This window comes from Novispirillum itersonii (assembly GCF_014205675.1).
GTDB classification, from domain to species: Bacteria; Pseudomonadota; Alphaproteobacteria; order Rhodospirillales; family Rhodospirillaceae; genus Novispirillum; species Novispirillum itersonii_A.
Window position 1 is genome coordinate 54920 of sequence record NZ_JACIIX010000001.1, and the last position, 20788, is coordinate 75707.

18 protein-coding genes are annotated in these 20788 nt (G+C 68.0%); 13 read left to right on the plus strand and 5 right to left on the minus strand.

The genetic code is table 11. The features are described 5' to 3' along the window. The first annotated feature begins 11 nt into the window (after positions 1–11). The 7 genes from FHS48_RS00225 (at position 12) to FHS48_RS00255 (ending at position 8565) form a co-directional block, all read left to right on the plus strand. On the plus strand, positions 12–1736 hold the full coding sequence (locus FHS48_RS00225) for a flagellar biosynthesis protein FlhF (protein ID WP_184259824.1): 1725 nt from the start codon (positions 12–14) through the stop codon (positions 1734–1736). After that, on the plus strand, positions 1733–2551 hold the full coding sequence (locus FHS48_RS00230) for a MinD/ParA family protein (protein ID WP_184259827.1): 819 nt from the start codon (positions 1733–1735) through the stop codon (positions 2549–2551). The genes FHS48_RS00225 and FHS48_RS00230 overlap by 4 nt, the downstream gene beginning before the upstream one ends. 93 nt (positions 2552–2644) lie before the next feature. Next, the gene (locus tag FHS48_RS00235) at positions 2645–4537 is read left to right on the plus strand and encodes a hypothetical protein (protein ID WP_184259830.1); all 1893 of its coding nucleotides are present in this window, start codon (positions 2645–2647) and stop codon (positions 4535–4537) included. A 199-nt stretch (positions 4538–4736) separates the two neighbouring features. Continuing rightward, complete coding sequence (locus FHS48_RS00240) at positions 4737–5186, plus strand: hypothetical protein (RefSeq protein ID WP_184259833.1); 450 nt, start codon at positions 4737–4739, stop codon at positions 5184–5186. Further along, entirely contained in the window at positions 5183–6631 is a 1449-nt protein-coding gene (locus tag FHS48_RS20570; protein ID WP_184259836.1) for a DnaJ domain-containing protein, read from the plus strand. The genes FHS48_RS00240 and FHS48_RS20570 overlap by 4 nt, the downstream gene beginning before the upstream one ends. 204 nt (positions 6632–6835) lie before the next feature. After that, positions 6836–7795, plus strand: a complete 960-nt coding sequence (locus FHS48_RS00250; protein WP_184259839.1) for a substrate-binding periplasmic protein — start codon at positions 6836–6838, stop codon at positions 7793–7795. A 47-nt stretch (positions 7796–7842) separates the two neighbouring features. Next, the gene (locus tag FHS48_RS00255) at positions 7843–8565 is read left to right on the plus strand and encodes an ArsR/SmtB family transcription factor (protein ID WP_260402273.1); all 723 of its coding nucleotides are present in this window, start codon (positions 7843–7845) and stop codon (positions 8563–8565) included. 41 nt (positions 8566–8606) lie between these two features. On the opposite strand, the gene FHS48_RS00260 is transcribed toward FHS48_RS00255, so the two are convergent. Then, positions 8607–10082, minus strand: coding sequence for a methyl-accepting chemotaxis protein (locus FHS48_RS00260; RefSeq protein ID WP_184259842.1), 1476 nt, complete (start codon positions 10080–10082; stop codon positions 8607–8609). A 461-nt stretch (positions 10083–10543) separates the two neighbouring features. Between FHS48_RS00260 and FHS48_RS00265 the strand changes: the two genes are divergently transcribed. Next, entirely contained in the window at positions 10544–10993 is a 450-nt protein-coding gene (locus FHS48_RS00265; protein WP_184259845.1) for a PACE efflux transporter, read from the plus strand. 97 nt (positions 10994–11090) lie between these two features. Here the strand turns inward: FHS48_RS00265 and ctrA are convergent, their stop codons facing one another. Next, positions 11091–11795, minus strand: a complete 705-nt coding sequence (gene ctrA / locus FHS48_RS00270) for a response regulator transcription factor CtrA (protein ID WP_184259848.1) — start codon at positions 11793–11795, stop codon at positions 11091–11093. 364 nt (positions 11796–12159) lie between these two features. Between ctrA and fliI the strand changes: the two genes are divergently transcribed. Together fliI and FHS48_RS00280 are read left to right on the plus strand one after the other, a co-directional pair. Next, entirely contained in the window at positions 12160–13509 is a 1350-nt protein-coding gene (fliI, locus tag FHS48_RS00275) for a flagellar protein export ATPase FliI (protein ID WP_184259851.1), read from the plus strand. A 14-nt stretch (positions 13510–13523) separates the two neighbouring features. Further along, entirely contained in the window at positions 13524–13949 is a 426-nt protein-coding gene (locus tag FHS48_RS00280) for a hypothetical protein (RefSeq protein WP_184259854.1), read from the plus strand. A gap of 190 nt (positions 13950–14139) precedes the next feature. On the opposite strand, the gene FHS48_RS00285 is transcribed toward FHS48_RS00280, so the two are convergent. Next, a complete protein-coding gene (locus FHS48_RS00285) occupies positions 14140–15495 on the minus strand; it encodes a cytochrome P450 (RefSeq protein ID WP_184259856.1) in 1356 nt (451 codons plus the stop codon). Positions 15496–15559: 64 nt separating this feature from the next. Between FHS48_RS00285 and FHS48_RS00290 the strand changes: the two genes are divergently transcribed. After that, complete coding sequence (locus tag FHS48_RS00290; protein WP_221443305.1) at positions 15560–16552, plus strand: helix-turn-helix domain-containing protein; 993 nt, start codon at positions 15560–15562, stop codon at positions 16550–16552. Positions 16553–16800: 248 nt separating this feature from the next. On the opposite strand, the gene pdxY is transcribed toward FHS48_RS00290, so the two are convergent. Further along, positions 16801–17673: a pyridoxal kinase gene (gene pdxY / locus FHS48_RS00295; protein ID WP_184259858.1), complete on the minus strand. Its 873-nt coding sequence runs from the start codon at positions 17671–17673 to the stop codon at positions 16801–16803. A 307-nt stretch (positions 17674–17980) separates the two neighbouring features. On the opposite strand from pdxY, the gene FHS48_RS00300 reads away from it, so the two are divergent. Together FHS48_RS00300 and FHS48_RS00305 are read left to right on the plus strand one after the other, a co-directional pair. Beyond that, on the plus strand, positions 17981–18859 hold the full coding sequence (locus FHS48_RS00300) for an HpcH/HpaI aldolase/citrate lyase family protein (protein WP_184259861.1): 879 nt from the start codon (positions 17981–17983) through the stop codon (positions 18857–18859). Between the two features lie 18 nt (positions 18860–18877). Beyond that, positions 18878–19948 carry a MaoC family dehydratase gene (locus tag FHS48_RS00305; RefSeq protein WP_184259864.1) on the plus strand — a complete coding sequence of 357 codons (1071 nt, stop codon included), beginning with the start codon at positions 18878–18880 and terminating at the stop codon, positions 19946–19948. 97 nt (positions 19949–20045) lie between these two features. Here FHS48_RS00305 and FHS48_RS00310 read toward each other — a convergent pair whose 3' ends face one another. Next, entirely contained in the window at positions 20046–20780 is a 735-nt protein-coding gene (locus FHS48_RS00310) for a GntR family transcriptional regulator (RefSeq protein ID WP_184259867.1), read from the minus strand. Positions 20781–20788 lie beyond the last annotated feature (8 nt).

The window sequence follows — 20788 nt, forward strand, 5'->3', positions numbered from 1 at the left end:
GGAGACCGCCGATGCGCCTGAAGAGTTATTCCGCCGTGACCATGTCGGAAGCGATGGCGATGGTGCGCGCCGAGCTGGGGGATGATGCCATCATCGTCTCCACCCAGCGCGCCAGCGGCGGACAGGGCGTCCGCATCACCGCCGCGCTGGAGGAACACACCAGCGATCAGGAAATCGCCGAGGTGCTGCACGGGTCGCCGCTGTCGCCGGTCAACGAGACCATCCGCGACTGTCTGGTCTACCACGGGGTGCCGCCGCGCCTGTGCGAACGGATGCTGGCCGCCGCCCGCTCCATCGACACCACCGACGCCACCATGGCCACCGCCGGGGCGATGGACGAGCTGTTCACCTTCGCGCCGCTGCCGTCGCGCAAGTCGCCGATGCCGGTGATGCTGGTCGGTCCGCCGGGATCGGGCAAGACCATCACCGTCGCCAAACTGGCGGCGCGGGCCCGGCTGGCCGGGCGCAGCGTCACCGTCATCACCGCTGATTCGGTGCGGGCCGGGGCGATGGAACAGCTGTCGGCCTTCACCAGCATCCTCGGCGTGGAGCTGAAAAAGGCGCGCGGGGCCTCCAGTCTGGAAGCGATGGCCGCCGAAGCCGCCACCACCAGCGATCTGGTCTATATCGACACCCCCGGCCTGAACCCGTTCAGCAGCGAGGATATCGGCTACCTCAACACCCTGACCCATGCGGTCAGCGTCGAGGCGGTGCTGGTGCTGGCCGCCGGGGGCGACCCGATGGAAGCCACCGAGGTGGCGGAAATCTTCGCACAGGCCGGGGCCACCCGCCTGCTGGCCACCCGGCTGGATATGACCCGCCGTCTGGGCGCGGTGCTGGCCGCCGCCGATGCCGGGCAGTTCATGTTCAGCGACGTGTCGATCAACCCGCATGTGGCCAACGGCCTGTGTTCGATCACCCCGGTGACCATGGCCCGCCTGCTGGTGCCGCCGACCGAAGAGTCGGTGGCCGCCGCCCCCGATGACTGGTCGGCCCGCCGCTCCGCCGCCGCGCCGATCCCGTCGTCGGCGCAGCAGGCACAGGCCTATGCCACCGAGACCGGGTATGGCGAAACCGGCTATGCCGAGGACGAATATGCCGGAGAAGGGTATACCGGAGACGGGTATGCCGCAGAGGGCTATGACACCGCCTACGGGGGCCCCCCTCTGCCCCCGGCGGACCGCACCTACGCCGACCCGGACCTGCACGACGATCCGCAGCCCTATGCCGGTGATTATTATGCGGCCCCGGCAGCAGCGGGCTATAGCCCTTCGGATTACGACTCGGCCGGGTACGGGCAACAACCCTATGGCCAGAACGGGTATGATCCGGCAGGATATACCAATTCACCTGCGGCGGGCCGGGGGCAGCCCGCCAGCGGGCGCGGAGCCTATCCGCAACCGACGGCGGCGGCGGATTCCTATGCTGCACCGCGTCAACGCAGTGCGGCATTCGCCCCGGCACAGGCCCCGCAACCCGCACCACAGGCCGATCCGCCCCGGATGCCGCGCCTGCGTTCAACCGCCGAGCCCCTAGCCCCGGCCCCGGCGGCCGGGCCGCAGCGCCCGCGGGCCGCAGCGCCGTTGCCCCGGTTACGGCAGCCGCAGCCGATCTCTTCCGGCTATGGCGGAGCGGGTGAAGACATGAGTAATATGCCTGACCCGGAACCGGAAAAGAGCCCGGATTTCTTCTCTTTCCTTGATACCGACAAAGATACCAACGAGGCACGCGGATGAGCACCCAGCTCCCCAATGACCAAACCCAGATGATGGCGCCGTCGCTTGCGCCCGGGTCCAGCGTGCGCTCGCGTGGCCGTAACGTTCTGGCTGTCGCCTCCGGCAAAGGTGGGGTCGGCAAGACATGGTTCTCGATCACGCTGGCCCATGCGCTGGCGCTGCGGGGTCGTAAGACCCTGCTGTTCGACGGCGACCTCGGGCTGGCGAATGTCGATATTCAGCTGGGCCTGATGCCGCAGCTGGATCTGGGCAGTGTCGTCACCGGCAAGGTGACGCTGACGCAGGCATGCAGCCATTACGAACGCGGCGGCTTTGATGTGATCGCCGGGCGGTCCGGCTCCGGGTCACTGGCCAACATCCCGCTGTCGCGCCTGCAACTGATGGCCGAAGACCTGTCGATGATGGCCACCGCCTACCACAAGGTGATCATTGATCTGGGCGCCGGGGTGGAAAAGAGCGTGCGCCAGCTGGCCCGCGCCGCCGGGACCATTCTGGTCGTCACCTCCGACGAGCCGACCTCGCTGACCGATGCCTATGCCTTCATCAAGGTGACGGCGCTGGAACGGCCGGGGGCGGATATCCGGGTGGTGGTCAACGCCGCCAACTCCACCCGCGAAGGGGAACGCACCTACGCCACCCTGCGCAAAGCCTGCGAAGGCTTCCTGAAGTTCAGCCCGCCGCTGGTCGGCATCGTCCGCCGGGATATGCGGGTGCGGGAAGCGATCCGCAATCAGACCCCGATCCTGATCCGCTCCCCCAACGCCGAAGCGGCGATGGATGTGGAGACGATTGCCGACAAGCTGCTGGCGGAGTGATCCCCCTGCCCTGACCGGGTCACAAGCCGCAAAGGACCACTGGCCGCAAAGGACCACTGGCAGCCAAAGACCACTGGCAGAAGGGAGCCGGGTATGAGCACGATCCCCTCGGTGCCGTCTGCGGTGGCCCCGTCCACCCCGGTGGCCCCGTCAAACACCGTGGTCGCCACCGATGTGTCCGATCTCCTGCGGGCCCTGCCGCCCGGCACCCGGATTGAGGTCACGACGCTGGCCGATCTGGTGCGCGGGCAGGTGCAGGCCAGCAGTGACTACGGCAGCCTGACCCTGCGCGGCGGACTGCCGGTTCTGCCCGCCAACAGCAGCCTGAGCCTGATGCTGATCGGCACCCCCGGCGATGGCGTCGCCTTCCGTCTGCTGGCGGTGAACGGCCTGCCGGTTGCCGGAGGAGCCGGATCCCCGGCCACAGTCCCGTTGCCCGGCACCCTGCCCCCGGCGGGGAGCATCCCCGGTGCCATGCCCTCCCTGCCCGGCGCTCTTCAACCCGGGGGGCTCCTGCCGGGCGGCGGCCTGTTCGGCACCGCCGCCGGGGATCCTCTCGCCGTCTTCGGCCCCCGCGCCCCCGGCAGCCTGTTACAGGCCGCTGATCAGGGGGATGCGGTCGCCCTCAGCCTTGGCAAGCCGCTGGCCGCCACCGTCATTCCCGGACCGGCATCTTTCCTGACCGCCGGGCCGCTGGCGGCAGGTGCGCTGCCCGGGGGTCCGGCCTCTCCGGCAGGGACCGGAGCGGGGACCGCCACCGCCCCCCTCCCCGGTGTTCCCGCCGATAATCCGGCCAGCCCCGGCACAGTGCCGGGCGCGGGAGCCGCCCCCCCGGCGGGCGGCTTTGCCGGAGCCCTGACCCCGCACGGCCTGCTGGCCGCCCTGCGCCATGCCGCCCATGCGGTGGCCGAAGCCGCCGCTGAGACCGCAGGCCCCCACTCTCCCGCCCCGGCCCCGGCAGGCCCCCTGCTGCCCCCGGGCAGTCAGACGCAGGTCCGGCTGACCAGTGTGCTGCTGCCCGGCGGATCACAGGCCCTGACCGCCCCCTCTGCTTCGGCCACTCTGCCGCTGGCATCACTGGATGGCACCGTCACCGCCACCCCCGGCGGCGGAACGGCGGTGATCCAGACCCCGCAGGGGATGCTGCTGGTCGATGTGCGGTCCCCCCTGCCGGTCAACAGTCAGGTGCATCTGGATGTTCTGGCGGTGACGCCCCCCACTGCCGCCAGCGCCGGGCCGACCGTGCCCGCCAGCGGCGGGATGCAGACCTTCGCCGCCCTGTCGGAGGCACAGGACCTTCTGGCGCAGAACGATGCCGAGGCCGCGCAGGCCCTGACCCGGGCCATCCCCGCCGCCGATGGCCGGATGGTCACCACGATGATGGCGGTGGCCACCGCCGCCCGCAGTGTCGACCCCAAAAGCTGGCTGGGCGAGCGGCCGGTGAAGGCGCTGGATCGCCCGGAAGGCCGGGGCCGCGCCGTGCTGAAAGATCTGGAAGAGTCCACCCGTGAGACCACCCGCCCGGCCCGCGACGGCGGCGGCGACTGGCGGATGATGAACCTGCCGTTCAGCTTCGGCGGTCAGGTTGACCGCATCACGCTGGTCACCCGCCGCACCGGCAGTGCCGCCGTTGACGAGGACGGATCCGGCGGCGGCAGCGGTCAGGGTGGCGGCGTGCGGTTCCTGTTCGCGCTGGATCTGTCGCAGATGGGGCCGATGCAGTTTGATGGTCTGTACAAGGGCGGGCCTGCCGGGCAACCCGGCCACCGCCGCCTGTCGCTGCTGATCCGCACCAGCCGCCCGCTGGAGCCGGACGTGCGCCGCACCATCCTCGGCCTGTTCAGCCAGTCGTCGGAAGCGATGGGCCTGACCGGCAGCCTGTCGTTTCAGGTCTCCGCCGCCTTCCCCGGCCCGGCGGAGGCTCTGCCACCGTCGCTGCGGGCCGCCGGGGGGGCCGCCGGGGGAGCCGGAGGATTTACCGCCTGAAACCACCCCATCCCCGAAGGCCCCCCCGGCAGGTGATGATCGGGGGGGGCCGGAGGATTTACCGCCTGACCCCGCCCGATCCCCCCGCTTTCAGCCGGTTGGCACCGCTCCGGCATACTTTCCCGTGTGCGGCGGGCCAAAAAGATGATACTCCGCAGCATGGATTATCCTGCGCCGCCCACCGGCAGTTTCCGAGACCATGACTGACCCTGAGATCCGCCGCGCCCCTCTGCTGACCCGGCCCACCCCGGCCCCGGGGCTGGATGCCGTTGCCGTGCTGTGGCGGACCCTGTCCGGTGGCACCGCCGTACAGGTGCGTTTTGTGCCGGACCGTCACGTGCTGGCCGCCGGGGCGTGGGAGGCCTATACCACCCTGCTGGACCAGCCGGAACACGGCTTTGCCGCTGATATCCCGGAACGGCTGGCCGCCGCCGTGCTGTCGGACTGTGCCAACCAGCTGGTGCCGCGCTGGCTGGAAGTGACCGTCACCCGCCACAGCGGCCCGCCGGAGACCGCCGGGCACCGGGTGCGGCTGGAGGAACGCCAGCCCGGCTGGGCCAACCCCGACCTGATGAACCGCCTGTACACCGATGATGCCATCGGGTCGGCCCTGCGCCCGCTGCCGCGCCTGCCGGAGACCCCGGTATGAGCGGCGGCCGGTTTGATATTGATCCCGCCGATCCCCGCGGCTTTTACGCCATGCTGAAAGTGGCCCCCACCGCCAGCCCCGCCGAGATTAAAAGCGCCTTCCGCCGCCGCGCCAAGGACCTGCACCCCGACCGCAACCCCGACCCCGGGGCCAAGGAAGCCTTCCACCGCCTGACCGCTGCCTATGAGGTGCTGTCAGACCCGGCCCGCCGGGCGGCCTACGACAGCCGCCGCACCGGCGCTGCCGGAAAGCAGGGTACGGGACAGGGTACGGGTCAGGAACGCCCCTCCTCCCGCCATACCGCCTCCTCCGGCAGCCGCAGCGGCCCGCAGGCCCGGCAGCCGCAGGGCAACGACCCGACCCGGGCCTACCGCCAGACGCAGGCCCGGACCCAGCAACGCCCGACGGCGCAGCGCCCGCCGCCGGGGCGCGCCGCCGCGCCGCCGCTGTCGTGCTGCTGCTGCGGCAAGGTGGCGGCCCAGCCGCGCTTTGTCGAATTTGTCACCGTCACCGGTACCCTGCGCCACACCCGCGAACAGTGGACAGACGGGGTGTACTGCCGCGCCTGCGCCGACCGCACCGCGCTGAAGGTGGCGGCCCGCTGCTGGCTGACCGGATGGTGGTCGCCGGGTGGCCCGCTGAAGACCCTCCGCGCCCTTGGCATCGCCCTGCGCGGCGGGCGGCTGCCCCGGCAGAAAAATCACGCCCTGCTGATGCAACAGGCGCAGGCCTTTCTGGCACAGCGGGACCCGATGATGGCCCATGCCGTGGCCCTTCAGGCACAGATGTTCGCTCCGGACGGGGTCAGCCGCCTTCAGACCGATCAGCTTCTGGCGCAGATCCGCGCCGCCGCCCCCGGGAAAACCCTGCCGCCGCTGAAAGACCGCTGGCGCGGGGCCAGCCTGCTGCAACTGCTGCAACTGTTGCCGGTCTATGTGCTGATTGTGGTGCTGGCCCTGCTGTTCTGGCCGGGCCGTCAGGCGGCTGACGACGACATCGATCCCCCGCCAGCGACGGTCGCTCCGGTGTCCGCCCCGGCGGCACCGGCCCCTTCGGGGACGGCGGGATCACCGGCAGGCGCGGTTCCGGCCCGGCCCGGCGGCCCGCAGTCGGTGCCTTCCGCCACGACGCCAGCCCCGTCCCCGGCGGCTCCGCCGCCGATTGTGTCCCTGTCGGCAGGCGGGGTCCGGGCCGGGCAGTATCACGATATCCGGGTCGCTGCCACCGCCCTGCGCACCGGGCCGGGGCAGGAATTCCAGACCCTGCTGCTGCTGGGGGCCGGGGAAACGGTGATGGTGACCGAGGTTGCCAGCGACGGTCAGTGGGCCCGGGTGCAGACTCTGGACGGCCGCCCCGGCTTCATCAGCAGCCGGGCTCTGTCCCTGACCGACCCGGCCCGGGCCGAGGCCCTGCGGCGGGAGCAGAAGCGCACCGGGCGGCCCTGAGGCGGGGCCGGAGCCAGCAGCCCGGCCTGACACCAAGGCATACGCCGATGTGATGAAGGATATTCATTTGCCTAATACCAATTTGCTGATTGTACGACCCGCGTATTCCCCCTAGATGTCATTCTGATGAACACAGCGGCCCCTGCGGCGGGAGTCACCCACCCCGCTGCCCGTTCCGCCCTCTCTTCCGGTATCCGGACCCCGATGACCCTCCCCATCCGGGGGCTGCCGCCCCTGATCCTGGCAGCCCTGTTCCTGATCATGTCCCTGTGGCCGGCGCTGGCAGCGCAGCGGCCGGAACCGGTGCGCCCGGCTTCCGGCAGCAGCCACGGCGGGCCGATGATCGCCCGCTTCCCCGCCCCGCTGATGGATGATGACCCCCGCGCCTATTACACGCAGGCGCTGATCGAGCTGGCCTTTGCCGAAACCCCGGAACAGGGGCCGGGCTATGTGGTGTTTTCCACCAGCCCGCAGGAACGGCTGCGGATTGAGGCGCAGCTGGAAAAGGGATCCCGCATCAACGTCTACCTGATGCCGGGGGCCAACAGTTACGATTCCCGGTTCCTGCGGGTGGCGGTGCCGGTGGACCGGGGACTGCTGGGCCTGCGGGTCGGGGTGGTCCGCACCGAGGACCGCAGCCGCTTCAGCGAAATCCGCTCCCTCGGCGATCTCAGTCAGGTCCGCATCGGCAGTGTTCTCGGCTGGCAGCTGACCGACATCCTGCGCCATAACGGCCTGACGACCGAGGTGGTGGCCACCTTTGAGGATCTGTACAAACTGCTGGACCGCAGCCGCCTCGACCTGATCTCGCGCGGGGCCACCGAGGTGCTGCGCGAGCAGACGGAAATGCGCTTCGACTATCCGGATACGGTGATCGACACGGCCCTGCTGCTGCGGATGCCGCTGGCCTTCTACATCTACGTCAGCCCGAATCACCCCGAGCTGCACCGGCGGATTGAAACCGGCCTCCAGCGGGCAGTGGCCGATGGCCGGTTCGATGCCCTGTTCCGGCAGTGGTTCGGCCGCGATCTTGACGTGCTGCAACTGGATCAACGCCATGTCATCGACCTGTCAGTGCCCGATCCGCATCTGCCGACGGTGATGATGGATCCGTCCCTGCGGCTGCCGCTGCGCTCCCCCGGGGCCAAAGCCCAGACCCGGTAAAAAAGGGCTTCCTTGCCGCACCACCATCCTTCGGGTATGATCGAAGGATGATCAACACCCCCGCCGCCCCTGACGGCCTGAAAGACGGCCCCGTCATCGCCACCGTCGCCGCCCTGATCGGGGATCCGGCCCGCGCCAACATGCTGACCGCCCTGATGGACGGCCGGGCGCTGACCGCCAGCGAACTGGCCGCAGCCGCCGGAATCACCGCCCCGACCGCCAGCAGCCATCTGGCCCGCCTGTGTGCCGCCGGGCTGCTGGTGATGGAAAAGCAGGGCCGCCACCGTTACTTCCGCCTGTCCGGGCCGGATGTCGCCGCCGTGCTGGAAGGGCTGATGGGGCTGGCCCAACGCGCCGGGGCCACCCGCACCCGCACCGGCCCGCGTGACAGTGCCCTGCGGCAGGCCCGGGTCTGTTACGATCATCTGGCCGGGGAAACCGGGGTCGCCCTGCTGGATGGCCTGTACCGTCAGCAGGCCCTGATCCCCGGGGCCGATGCGGACAGCCCGCCGCGCCTGACCGACCATGGCCGGGCCCTGCTGAGCCGCCTCGGTCTTGACCCCACACCACTGGAAGGCCGCCGCCGCCCGCTGTGCCGGACCTGTCTGGACTGGAGCGAACGCCGCCACCATCTGGGCGGCAGTCTGGGGGCGGCTCTGCTGGACCATGCCCTGTCGCACGGCTGGATCCTGCGCGGCCCCGGCCGCAGCCTGACCCTGACCGCAAACGGGCAGGCGGCGTTACGGCCCCTGATGACCCCGGAGATCTGATCCCCGGCGATAGAACACCCGACGACAGGGGGGGCCGCCCCTTAATGGGCCAGCACCGCCGCCGCGTCGCGGGTCCGGTCAAAGGCACTCTGGGCCTGTGCCACGGCGGCACTGATGGTGACAACATTCTCGGTGACCCGGGCCACGGACCGCGCCGCCGTCTGCATGGTGGAGGAGATATCGCGGGTCACCGCGCTCTGCTCCTCCACGGCGGAAGCGGTGCAGACCACCTGATCCCGCACCGTCTCAATCGAGCGGCGGATGGAGCCGAGGGAGGTCATCACCTCCGCCGAGACCTTCTGCACCCCTTCAATCTTGCGGGAAATCAGGTCGGTGGCCCGGGCCGCCTGCGTCGCCAGCGTCTTCACCTCTCCGGCCACCACCGCGAAACCCTTTCCGGCATCCCCGGCCCGGGCCGATTCGATGGTGGCATTCAGCGCCAGCAGATTGATCTGCCCGGCAATACCGTTGATGGCCCCGACGATGCCGGTCATTTCCTGCGTGGCCTCCGCCAGCCGGTGAATCGACCCGTCGGCCACCTGCACCGTTTCGCTGGCCAGCGTGCTGGCCTGCTGCGACTGGCAGATACTGGCGGAAATCTCGCCGATCGAGGCCACCAGCTGTTCAGTCCCCGCCGCCACGGCCTGCACGTTCTCCAGCGTTGCCGAGGCGGCACTGCCGGTTTCCTGCGTCAGCTGGTTGGAATGGATGATGGCCTCATCAATTTCGCGGAAGTTAACCTCGATGATCTCCTTCAGCTGATGCAGCAGCTGCACATGGCCGGTGATGTCGGTGGCAAACTTCACCACCTTGATCAGGGTGCCATCCAGATCAAACACCGGGTTATAACTGGCCTGAATCCAGATATCGGTGCCATCGCGGCGGATCCGCCGGTACTGGCTGGCCTGATACTGCCCCTGCCGCAGGGTCTGCCAGAAGGCGCGGTACTCCGCACTCTCCCGCTGCCCGGCAGGCATGAAAATGCGGTGATGCTGGCCGACGATCTCGTCCAGCCGGTAGCCCAGCGCCGTCAGGAAATTTTCGTTGGCGGTGATGACCGTGCCATCCGGATTGAACTCGATCACCGCCTGAACCCGCAGGATGGCGTTGATCTTCCCCAGAAGATCAATGTGTTCCATCTTGGTGTCGGTCACATCGGTGGCAAATTTGATGATCTTCTCAACCCTGCCGTGGGCATCCAGAACCGGGGTGTAGCTGGCGCGCAGCCAGACAATCCTGCCATCCTTGGTCATCCGCCGGAACTGGCGGCGCTGGATTTCGCCCCGGCCCAGCGCCGTCCAGAAATCAGCATACCCGGGGCTGCTCCGGTCTTCGTCAGTCAGAAACAGGCGATGATGCTGCCCGACGATCTCACTGAGGCTGTACCCCATCAGATCAAGAAAGATCTGGTTGGCCGACAGAACGGAACCGTCCGGACTGAAGGAGATCACCGCCTGCGTGGCGTGCAGCGCCCGCAGAAGATCCGCAGAATCAGGGTCCAGTCTTCTGATGAACATAATTGGCGCCCCTTCTTCCGGCGGTTTCAGGTCTGTTTTCGTGATTGTCCGGTCTATCCGCTGTAGTTTATGGATGCGTCCGCCAGCCCGCCATGGGGCGATTGGACTATGTTAAATATTGATTTTATTTGTGGATTTTTCTTTTTTTAAATCATTCTAATTAATGCCACGCCCGGCTTCTTAAGACCAAGGCGTGAGCAGGCCGCCGCGTTTCCGGCCCTTCAGGAGATCTGCCGGAAATTTTCCCCGATAGGATGTATCGCAATTTGCATACAGACAATCTCCGGGGCACCGATGTGGCCGGGCAGACACCGGTTTGACAGCCGGGCCCCCCGCCCGGCTTCCGGCGGTTGAAAACCGTGGCCGGATCTGCCAGTCTCGGCCCGCTTCAGGCAGGAGGACGACCTCCCCCATTCTGGGATCAGCACTCGGGACGGCCCGCTGTGAAAGGGCCGCAGACTATGCGCACACCGTGGGACCGACTCCGTCAGGCGGTCAGCTTTGAACTGCTGGGACTGATGATCGCCACGCCGCTGGGGGCGTGGGTGTTTGATGCCAAACCCGAAGACTTCGGGGTGCTGGTCATCATCGGGGCCAGCATGGCCACCGGATGGAATTATCTGTTCAACTGGCTGTTTGACCATGCGCTGCTGCGCTGGCAGGGCCATGTCCGCAAAACCGTGCCGCAGCGGGTGATCCATGCCATCGCCTTCGAGGCCGGGCTGACCGTCGGCTTCCTGCCGGTCACCGCGTGGTGGCTGGGCGTCAGCCTGTGGGAGGCCCTGCTGGTCGATATCGCCTTCTCGGCGTTTTATCTGGTCTATGCCTTTGTCTTCACCTGGGCCTACGACACGGTGTTCCCGGTGCGCACCACCGCCACCGCCAGCGCCAGCGAAGACGCGGCGGCCTGAGTCCTCAAGGCCGGGACAGATAAAGGGCCGGACAGAAACAAGCCGGGCGGCAGAAGGATCTGCCGCCCGGCTGTGTCATTGGGTCCTGTACGGGCTCTTACCCGACCGCCTTGGCCTGCTCCGGCTGGCTGGGATCGCGCAGCACATAGCCCCGGCCCCAGACGGTTTCGATGTAGTTATCCCCATCAGAAGCCTGCGCCAGCTTCTTGCGCAGCTTACAGATGAACACGTCGATGATCTTCAGTTCCGGTTCGTCCATACCGCCGTAAAGGTGGTTGAGGAACTGTTCCTTGGTCAGCGTCGTGCCCTTGCGGATCGCCAGCAGCTCAAGGATTCCGTATTCCTTGCCGGTCAGATGCAGCGGCTTGGTGTCGATCATCGCACTGTGGGTGTCCAGATTGACATTCAGGCGACCGACCGACACCACCGACTGGGCATGACCCTTGGAGCGGCGGACAATTGCCTGCATCCGCGCCACCAGTTCCGCCCGGTCAAACGGTTTGGTCAGGTAATCATCGGCCCCGACCCCCAGCCCGCGCACCTTGCGGTCGGAGTCTGACAGCCCGGACAGGATCAGCACCGGGGTTTCCACCCGTGCCGCCCGCAGCTGGCGGATGACGTCCAGACCGTCCATGTCCGGCAGCATCATATCCAGCAGGATGATGTCGTAATCGTAAAGCTTGCCGATCTCCAGCCCGTCTTCGCCCAGATGCGTGGAGTCGACCACCCACTGTTCTTTGCGGAGCATGAGCTCGATGGTTTGACGCATCGACGGATCGTCTTCGACGACTAAAACGCGCATTCCAGCCCCTGTGACAGCACGGTGGGAGAAAAACAAGGCCCGGCGGCGGCCGGTCCGGTATAAAGAGACGGGTCAAGGACAACCGGGCAGCGCGGCGGTTCCGGCTGCTGCGGACCTGTCTGGCGCAGCGGCGGAACCGGGATCCGGCAAATCCCGGCGTTAACCTCGGTTAACCCGTCGTTAACGATAGGATGCTTGATTCAGTCTGGCAAGGGTCTAACCATCCCTGTATCTGGAATTTCTGATCTTTTTCCTGTGGATCAGTCAGTTGTTTCACAGCGAAGATTCAGGCCGCCTGTCGTTTTTGTGTCATCTCTGCGTTTTTGTGTCGTCTCTGCGTTTTTCCTGTGCCGGAGTCCCCGCCGTGAGCAGTCTGGTCCACAATTTTCTGACCGAACTTGGCCGAGTGCCGGACCATCAGGTGTTCGGCCGGGTGGTCGGGGTGCAGGGACTGTTGGTTGAGGTCGGCGGCGTGCAGTCGGCGGTGTCGGTCGGCGACCGCATCCTGGTGATGGGCCGGGCCGGGAAGATGATCCCGACCGAGGTGGTCGGGTTCCGTGAAGGCAAGACCCTGCTGATGCCCTTCGGCAGCGTTGACGGCATCAGCCTCGGCGCGCGGGCGGAGGTGGTGGCCGGGGCCCCATCGGTGCAGCCCCATGCCAGCTGGCTGGGCCGGGTGGTCAACGCCATGGCGGAACCGGTGGACGGACTCGGCCCGCTGTTGCAGGGGCCAGTCCCCTACACCATCCGCAACACTCCGCCGTCGGCCCACAGCCGCCAGCGGGTCGGCGGCAAGCTGGACCTTGGCATCCGCTGCATGAACATCTTCACCACCTGCTGCATCGGCCAGCGTATGGGCATCTTCGCCGCCTCCGGGGTCGGGAAGTCGTCGGTGATGTCGATGATGGCCAAGTTCTCCTCCGCCGATATTATCGTCTGCGGGCTGATCGGCGAACGCGGGCGCGAGGCGCGGGAATTCATCGAGGACGATCTGGGTGAAGAGGGCCTGAAGCGCTCGGTGGTGGTGGTCGCCACCTCTGACGAGCCGCCGCTGATGCGCCGTCAGGCCGCCTATCTGACCATGGCGATTGCCGAATACTACCGCGATCAGGGCATGAACGTGCTGTGCCTGATGGACAGCGTCACCCGTTTTGCCATGGCCCAGCGCGAAATCAGCCTGTCGGCGGGGGAACCCCCGGCCAGCAAGGGCTACACCCCCACCGTCTTCGCCGAACTGCCGAAGCTGCTGGAACGCGCCGGGCCGGGCGCACGCGGACAGGGCAATATCACCGGCCTGTTCACCGTGCTGGTGGAAGGCGATGACCACAACGAACCGATCTCCGACGCCGTGCGCGGGATCCTCGACGGCCATATCGTGCTGGAACGCTCCATCGGTGAACGCGGCCGCTACCCGGCGATGAACGTGCTGCGGTCGGTGTCACGCACCATGCCCGGCTGCAACAGCCCGGAACAGAACGATCTGGTCCGCGCCGCCCGCAAGGTGATCTCCACCTACGAGGATATGGCGGAGCTGATCCGGCTGGGGGCCTACCGCGCCGGATCGAACGAGGAGGTCGATGCCGCCATCGAGCTGTATCCGCGCATCGAGGAGGTGCTGCGCCAGCGCAAGACCGAGCCGACCGACCTGAACACCTCCTACACCATGCTGGCACAGGCGATCGGCATGGAACCGCCGCCGCCGCAGTACGGATAAGGGGATAGAACCGCATGGCCAAGGGCCTGAAGGGCGTCATCCGCCTGCGCAAATGGGATGTCGATGAAAAGCGCCGCGTCCTGCGCCAGTTGCAGGAGCGCGAGGACCAGATCCTCGACTTCATGCGCCAGCTGGCCGAGCAGAAAAAGGCCGAGGCGGAGATGGTCCGCCGCGACAGCACCGGGGCCGGGTTCACCTTCGGGGCCTATACCCAGTGGGCCCGCAAGCAGCAGCAGGATCTGGAAACCGTGCTGGGGCTGGTGCGGCGGGAGATTGAACAGGCGCAGGATGCGGTGGCGCAGGCCTTCAAGGAGCTGAAAACCTTCGAGATCGCGCAGGCCAACCGCGAAGCCGCCGCCCGCGCCGAGCAGGACCGCAAGACCCAGATCATGCTCGACGACATCGGGCAGGAAGCCCACCGCCGCAAGCAGAAAACCTGACCCGGAAGCCAGACCCTTCCAACCCTTCCCTTTTTGGGTGCTCTGAAAAAAGAAAAGGGGTCTGGGGATATCATCCCCGGATGGGTTCGGGCGAGAGCCCGATAAACAGGGACGAAACCGGACGAGTGCCCGGGATCCGTCACACACTCTCTTCATCTTATACCGGCTGGAGATCCAGCCACTCCTTTTATTACACCGGCTGGAGATCCAGCCGGAGGAACCGCTCCGGCCGCAGCGTCACCCGCATCACCGGGTGCACCGCCGGGGCCTGTGGCGACACCGCCAGCCGGAACCGTTGCAGCAGCAGCGCCGCCACCGTCACCGCTTCCGCCATGGCCAGCCCCTGCCCCAGACACACCCGGGGACCAGCCCCGAACGGCATCCACGCCCCGCGCGGGATCTCCGCCGCGCCGGGGGCGAAGCGGTCAGGGCGGAACGCCTCCGGATCGGGGAACCAGCGGGGGTCCCGCTGGATCAGCATCACCGGAATCATCAGCAGGGTCCGCGCCGGAATCCGCCAGCGCCCGAGATCCAGCGGCGCGGCGGTGCGGCGGCTGAACAGCACCGGTGCCGGGGGATACAGCCGCAAGGCTTCCTGCACGCTGCGGGTCAGGCCCGGCAGACGGCCCAGCGCCTCCGCCGTCGGGGCCCGCCCGCCGAGAACCGCAGACACTTCGGCCCGCGCCCGTTCCTGCTCCTGCGGATGGCTGGCCATGCACCACGCCCACCACGTCAGGGTGGCCGCCGTGGTTTCAAACCCGGCCAAAAACGCCGTCACCGCCTCATCCCGCACCCAGCGCAACGGCCAGCCCTGCGGGTCCTGCCCGTGCAGCGTCAGCAGGTGGGTCAGCAGATCCGCTGGCCGCTGCGACGGCGGCACCGCCAGCCGCGCCGCCACATGGCGGTCAATCACGCCGTGCAGAACCGCCAGCGCCTGCCGCTGCTGCCGCCCGACCGGCAGGAACGTAGACAGCGGGCGGTAGAAATCGGCATCCATCTGCCGGGACAGGGTGAACAGGGCCACCGCCACCGCTGCCGCATCGCCGCCCCCGGCCGAGGCCAGACGGCGCAGGATCACCGCCATGGTCAGCGCCGTCAGATCCTCCTCCACCGGGCGGACCGGACCGGGCTGCCAGCGGTCGAGCGTCTCCGCCGCCACCGCCGCCAGATCAGGCTGAAACGCCGCCACCGCCTGCGGGGAAAACAGCGGCTGCAACGCCCGGCGCTGCCGCAGCCAGTCCTCGCCCTCCGCCACCAGCACGCTGTCGCCGTGGATGCGGGCAAACACCCGCAGCCCATGCTCCCACCGCGTCAGGCCGTCGTGGTGACGGATCAGCACCGCCCGCGCCAGCTCCGGGTCCGCCAGTACCACCTGATGTTCCGGCCAGATCCGCAGATGGAACACATCGCCGTAGGTCTCCCGCCATCCGGCCAGCGCGGCCGGCAGATCGGCGGCCATCTGCCGCAGCAGCCCCCAGCCGGTCAGGCCGGAGGGCGGCCCCGGCGGCCAGACGGGGGAGGACGGCGCAAACGGAAACAGGGCCATGGGAGTCTTCCTTCTGCGGGACAGCAACCGGACGGCAGCCTAGCCCCGGCCCCGCCGGACGGTCTTGAACGGAACCGACACCCCGGACCGGCAGAACAGCCCGCGCAAAAAACCGCAGGCTGCCGCCGGAAAACCGTTTTATCCTGTCGCGATGACCGCTGAATCCTCCACCCCGCCCGCCCCGGAGGCCCGCGCCCCCCGCGCCCCGGCCTGCCCCACCGTGCTCCTGCCCGCTCCCCCGGCCCTGCAAGGGGCGCTGGTGGCGGTGATTGTGCGCGACACCCACGGCGTACCCCTGACGGCGGAGCAGCGGCTGAGCCACTTTCCGGCCTCGCCGCTGCTGTCCCTGCACTGGTATTCCGATGTCTCTGGCGGCCTGCTGCATAGCGGAGACGGCTGGCGCCCCCTGCCTGCCGACGCCTGCGTTTCCGGCAGTCAGGCCCGCCCGGTGACCAGCTGGTTCCCCGGGCCGGTGCGGGCCGGCATGGTGTGCTTCACCGCCGATATCGCCCGCAGCCTGCTGGGGCTGGATCCGGCGGCGGTGCAGGATCGCTGCACCGGGGCCAGCGCCGTGCTGCCGGGGGATCTGCATCCGCTGCTGGATGACCTGCGGGCCGCCGCCGATGCCGCGGCGGTGCTGGCGGCCCTGATCCGCCACCTTGGCCCGCGCTGGCAGGCCCTGCGCCCGGGCGTGCCAATCCTGACGCCGCTGCGCCGGGCCGGGCGGCACTGGGTGGAAACGCTGGCGCTGTCAGCCCGGCAGTGGCGCGGCACCCACAGCGAACGGCAGGTGGAACGGCGGATCCGCGCCTTCAGTGGCCGGTCCCTGCGGGACTGGCAGGCGCTGGTGCGGACCGAATCCGCCTTCCATGCCGCCCGCGACCACGCCGACCGGGGCACCCCCCTGCCGCTGGCGACACTGGCCGCTGAGGAAGGCTTTGCCGATCAGGCCCATTTCAGCCGCGAGGTGCGACGCATCACCGGCTTCCCGCCCGGGGATTTTGCCCGCCGCTTCCAGCAGGATGAGTCGTTCTGGCTATACCGGCTGTGGGTTTAAAAGCCAGAGTGTCTGAGGGACAAAACAAAAGAAAGCGGAGCGGAGCGCAGCCACTGGCGCGTTGAGCGCCCGCGCGACCGTTCGCGTGTAAGGCAAGCGGGCGGACGCCCGCGCCCGCCGCCTGAGGGGCAGATAAACGGAGGGCCAACGGCCCGACTGGGCCATTGAGGCCCCGCGCGACCATTCGCGCGTAAGGCAAGCGGGCGGACGCCCGCGCCCGCCGCCTGAGGGGCAGATAAACAGAAACCTTACAGGCGTTCCGGCAGGAACAGCTTCGGCGGCACCGGCAGCAGATCCTGCGCCGCCACCAGCTGCGGTTCAATCTCGCCCAGCCGCAGGGTCAGGTCGATCACCGCATACAGCGCCGACATCGCATGCGACAGTGCCTGTGGCGGCGCTTCGCCGTTCAGCAGGCAGCCCAGCATCAGCGCGGCACAGGCATCGCCGGTGCCATGGATCGGCTGCGGCAGGGTCAGGCGCGGGGTGCGCACCAGCCATGCCTCCTCCGCCGTCACCGCCAGACAGCCGATTTCCCCCCGGTCCGGCAGCGGCATGCTGGTGCCGACCACCAGCCTCGGCCCCATCGCCAGCACCGCCCGGGCCGCCGTCACCGCCTCGGCGATGGTGGTGACCGGCAGGCCGGTCAGCAGGTGCAGCTCGAACCGGTTGGGGGCCACCACATCGGCCTGCGGCACCAGATGCAGCCGCATGAAATCAGGGATATCCGCCGCCGCATACATCCGCCCCTGCCCGTGGGCATCGTCATCGCCCATCACCGGGTCGCACAGGTACAGGCCGGTGCCCTCCCCGGCATGCAGCGCCTGCACCGCCCGCAGGATCGCCCCGCCGATTTCCGCCCGGCCCAGATAGCCCGACACCAGCCCGGAGGCCCGGCCCAGATGCCCGGCCGCCGCCAGCCCGTCGAGAATGTCGCCGACATGGTCCGCCGTAAACGCCTCGCCGCGCACATCGGGGTAACCGATCCGGCAGGACAGCTGGCAGGTATGCACCGGCCACACCTCGAACCCCAGCCGCTGCAACGGAAACACCGCCGAGGCATTGCCGACATGGCCATAGGCCACATGCGACTGCACTGACACCACGGTGCGCTTACGGCTCATTCTTTTGGTCCTTTATCAGGTTTGGTCCCTCAACCACCCCAGACCCTAGAACCACTCCGGCCTGCCGGAAAGAGGCTTTTTTGCAATACCCACCAGTCCGGTTTCCGATTTTCCGCATCGGCCTCCGCCGGTCATACCGTCGCCCCCACCCCCGCCATAACGCACTGTGGTCTTGTACCCCGCCCCGGAATCGGTACTATGCTGCATGCGCGAATGCGCAACTTTGTTAAAGACGCACCACCAATCCAAAAAATCATCTTGCGTCTGGTCCGGCCAAGACCGACGCCATCCGGGAGGTTCCCCTACCATGCCGACGCAGTCCCGTCCCCGCCGTTCCATGCTCTATATGCCGGGGTCCAACACCCGGGCGCTGGAAAAGGCCCGTGGCCTTGCCGCCGATGCCCTGATCCTTGATCTGGAAGACGCCGTCGCCCCCGACACCAAGGTCGAGGCCCGCGCCAATGTCTGCGCCTTCGCCGCCACCTATGGCCAGCGCGAAGTGCTGATCCGCGTCAACGGTCTCGGCACCCCGTGGGGCCATGACGACATCGCCGCCGCCGCCCGCAGCGGGGCGCACGGCATCCTGATTCCCAAGGTGGAAAGCGCCGATATGGTGCGGCAGGTCGAAGCCATCATGAATGCCAGCGGTGCCCCCGCCGACATGGCGGTCTGGTGCATGATCGAAACCCCGCTGGGCGTGCTGCATGTGGAAGAAATCGCCCGCGCCACCCCACGCCTCGGCGGGTTTGTGATGGGCACCAGCGACCTTGCCAAGGATATGCGCTGCCTGCACACCACCCTGCGCCTGCCGTTCATCGCCGCCTTCAACCTGTGTGTGATGGCCGCCCGCGCCTATGGGCTGGCGATCCTCGATGGCGTGTACCTTGACCTGTCTGACGATGAGGGCTTCGCCGCCGCCTGCCAGCAGGGCCGCGAGCTGGGCTTTGACGGCAAGACCCTGATCCACCCCAAGACCATCGGTGCCGCCAATGCCGCCTTCGGCCCGACCGAAAAGGAACTGGACTGGGCCCGCACCATCATCGCCGCCCATGCCGCCGCCGAGGCCGAGGGCAAGGGGGTGGTGGTGGTCGACGGCAAGCTGATCGAAAACCTGCACGTCGTCACCGCCCGCCAGACCGTGGCACTGGCCGGGCAGATCGCCGCCCTTGAAGCCGCCGCCGCCTGAGCCGAAGGACGCATGACGATGACCACTCCGTCCAACAAGACCAACAGCGGCAATTTCTTCGAGGATTTCCGCATCGGTCAGGTGCTGGCCCACGCCACCCCGCGCACCGTCACCGAAGGCGACATCGCCCTCTACACCGCCCTTTACGGCCCGCGCTTTGCCGTGCAGTCCTCCGCCGCATTCGCCACCGGGCTGGGGTTCGAGGACATGCCCGCCGATGACCTGCTGGCCTTCCATATCGTCTTCGGCAAGACGGTGCCGGATATCTCGCTGAACGCAGTCGCCAACCTCGGCTATGCCGACGGCACCTTCGGTGTGCCGGTCTATGCCGGGGATACCATCACCACCACCTCCACCGTCATCGGCCTGAAGGAAAACTCCAACGGCAGGACCGGGGTGGTCTATGTGCGCTCGCGCGGGGTCAACCAGCAGGGCGAAATGGTGGTGGACTATGTGCGCTGGGTGATGGTCAACAAGCGCGACGCCGCCACCCCGGCCCCGGCCGAGGTGGTGCCCGACCTGCCGAAGACCGTACCGGTCGCCGCCCTGAAAGTGCCCGCCGGGGTCAGCTTCGACAGCGAAGCCTACGACACAGTTCTGGCCGGAAGCCCGCACCTGTGGGACGACTACACCCCCGGCGAAAAGATCGACCATGTTGACGGCATGACGATTGAAGAAGCCGAACACATGCTGGCGACCCGGCTGTACCAGAACACCGCCAAGGTCCACTTCAACCAGTTTGAACAGGCCAAGGGCCGGTTCGGCAAGCGGCTGATCTACGGCGGGCACATCATCTCGCTGGCCCGCGCCCTGTCATTCAACGGGCTGGGCAACGCCTGCAAGCTGGTGGCGATCAACGCCGGCAGCCACTGCAACCCGACCTTCTCCGGCGACACCATCCATTGCTGGACTGAAGTGCTGGAGAAGGCCGCCTTCCCGGAACGCGCCGATGTCGGGGCGCTGCGCCTGCGCACCGTCGCCACCAAAGACCTGCCCTGCGCCGGACATCCTTATAAGGATGCCGAGGGCAAATACCTGCCCAACGTGGTGCTGGACTTTGATTACTGGGTGCTGATGCCGCGCCGCTGAGCGGCCCGGCCGTCATGACAGCCCCCGGGTCGCCCGCCGCGGCCCGGGGGCTGGTGTTCCGGAGTCTGGTGTCCGGAGTCTGCTGTTCCGGGATCCGTCAGAAGAACTGGCTGTAAGCGCGGCGGATGTCGTCAACCCGGGCCAGCGTCCCGGACAGATGGCGGCGGACCGCATCCTCCGCCGCCGCACTGTCCCCGGCCTGCATGGCGGTCAGGATCTCCCGGTGGGCGGACAGAATGGTGGCCCCCTTGCCGGGGTCCATCAGGTTCAGCTTGCGCAGGCGGTCGATATGGCCGGAGCGGGACTGGATCAGATCCCACAGGGCAGGAACCCCGGCGGCCTCGTACATCCCCTGATGGAACTGCCGGTCCAACTGGCCGAAGCGCTCCACATCCCGGTCGATGGTCAGGGCGGTTTCCTGCTGGTCAAGAATCCGCGCCGCCACCCCCTGTGCCGCCGTGCCCGGTGCCCCGCACAGCGACCGGACCACCTCCAGTTCCAGCGACAGGCGCAGGAACTGGGTTTCGCGCGCCTGCTGCACGTCGATCCGCGTCACCTCGGTCCGCGACTGCGGGATCACCGCCACCAGACCTTCCTGTTCCAGCATTTGCAGGGCATCGCGCACCGGGGTCTGGCTGACGCCATACTGGGCGGCCAGATCATTGCGGGACAACTGCATCCCCGGTTCCAGCTCCAGCGCCATAATACGCCCACGCAGCAGGTTATACAGCTGATGGGCGGTGGAGGTCCGGCGCAGGGCCGTGACAGACCCCGCAGCCGGGGCAGGCCCGGCAGAACCGGCGTGAAGACTGGATCGGTGGGTAACGGACATCCGGCTGG

Excerpts from the sequence above, each read along its gene's own strand:
- FHS48_RS00260 (WP_184259842.1), bottom strand. The coding sequence starts at position 10,082 with ATGTTCATCAGAAGACTGGACCCTGATTCTGCGGATCTTCTGCGGGCG.
- FHS48_RS00285 (WP_184259856.1), bottom strand. The coding sequence starts at position 15,495 with ATGGCCCTGTTTCCGTTTGCGCCGTCCTCCCCCGTCTGGCCGCCGGGG.
- FHS48_RS00255 (WP_260402273.1), top strand. The coding sequence starts at position 7,843 with ATGATCAACACCCCCGCCGCCCCTGACGGCCTGAAAGACGGCCCCGTC.
- FHS48_RS00305 (WP_184259864.1), top strand. The coding sequence starts at position 18,878 with ATGACCACTCCGTCCAACAAGACCAACAGCGGCAATTTCTTCGAGGAT.
- pdxY (WP_184259858.1), bottom strand. The coding sequence starts at position 17,673 with ATGAGCCGTAAGCGCACCGTGGTGTCAGTGCAGTCGCATGTGGCCTAT.
- FHS48_RS00280 (WP_184259854.1), top strand. The coding sequence starts at position 13,524 with ATGGCCAAGGGCCTGAAGGGCGTCATCCGCCTGCGCAAATGGGATGTC.
- ctrA (WP_184259848.1), bottom strand. The coding sequence starts at position 11,795 with ATGCGCGTTTTAGTCGTCGAAGACGATCCGTCGATGCGTCAAACCATC.
- FHS48_RS00300 (WP_184259861.1), top strand. The coding sequence starts at position 17,981 with ATGCCGACGCAGTCCCGTCCCCGCCGTTCCATGCTCTATATGCCGGGG.
- FHS48_RS00310 (WP_184259867.1), bottom strand. The coding sequence starts at position 20,780 with ATGTCCGTTACCCACCGATCCAGTCTTCACGCCGGTTCTGCCGGGCCT.
- FHS48_RS00250 (WP_184259839.1), top strand. The coding sequence starts at position 6,836 with ATGACCCTCCCCATCCGGGGGCTGCCGCCCCTGATCCTGGCAGCCCTG.
- FHS48_RS00235 (WP_184259830.1), top strand. The coding sequence starts at position 2,645 with ATGAGCACGATCCCCTCGGTGCCGTCTGCGGTGGCCCCGTCCACCCCG.
- FHS48_RS00240 (WP_184259833.1), top strand. The coding sequence starts at position 4,737 with ATGACTGACCCTGAGATCCGCCGCGCCCCTCTGCTGACCCGGCCCACC.
- FHS48_RS00265 (WP_184259845.1), top strand. The coding sequence starts at position 10,544 with ATGCGCACACCGTGGGACCGACTCCGTCAGGCGGTCAGCTTTGAACTG.
- FHS48_RS20570 (WP_184259836.1), top strand. The coding sequence starts at position 5,183 with ATGAGCGGCGGCCGGTTTGATATTGATCCCGCCGATCCCCGCGGCTTT.
- FHS48_RS00225 (WP_184259824.1), top strand. The coding sequence starts at position 12 with ATGCGCCTGAAGAGTTATTCCGCCGTGACCATGTCGGAAGCGATGGCG.
- FHS48_RS00230 (WP_184259827.1), top strand. The coding sequence starts at position 1,733 with ATGAGCACCCAGCTCCCCAATGACCAAACCCAGATGATGGCGCCGTCG.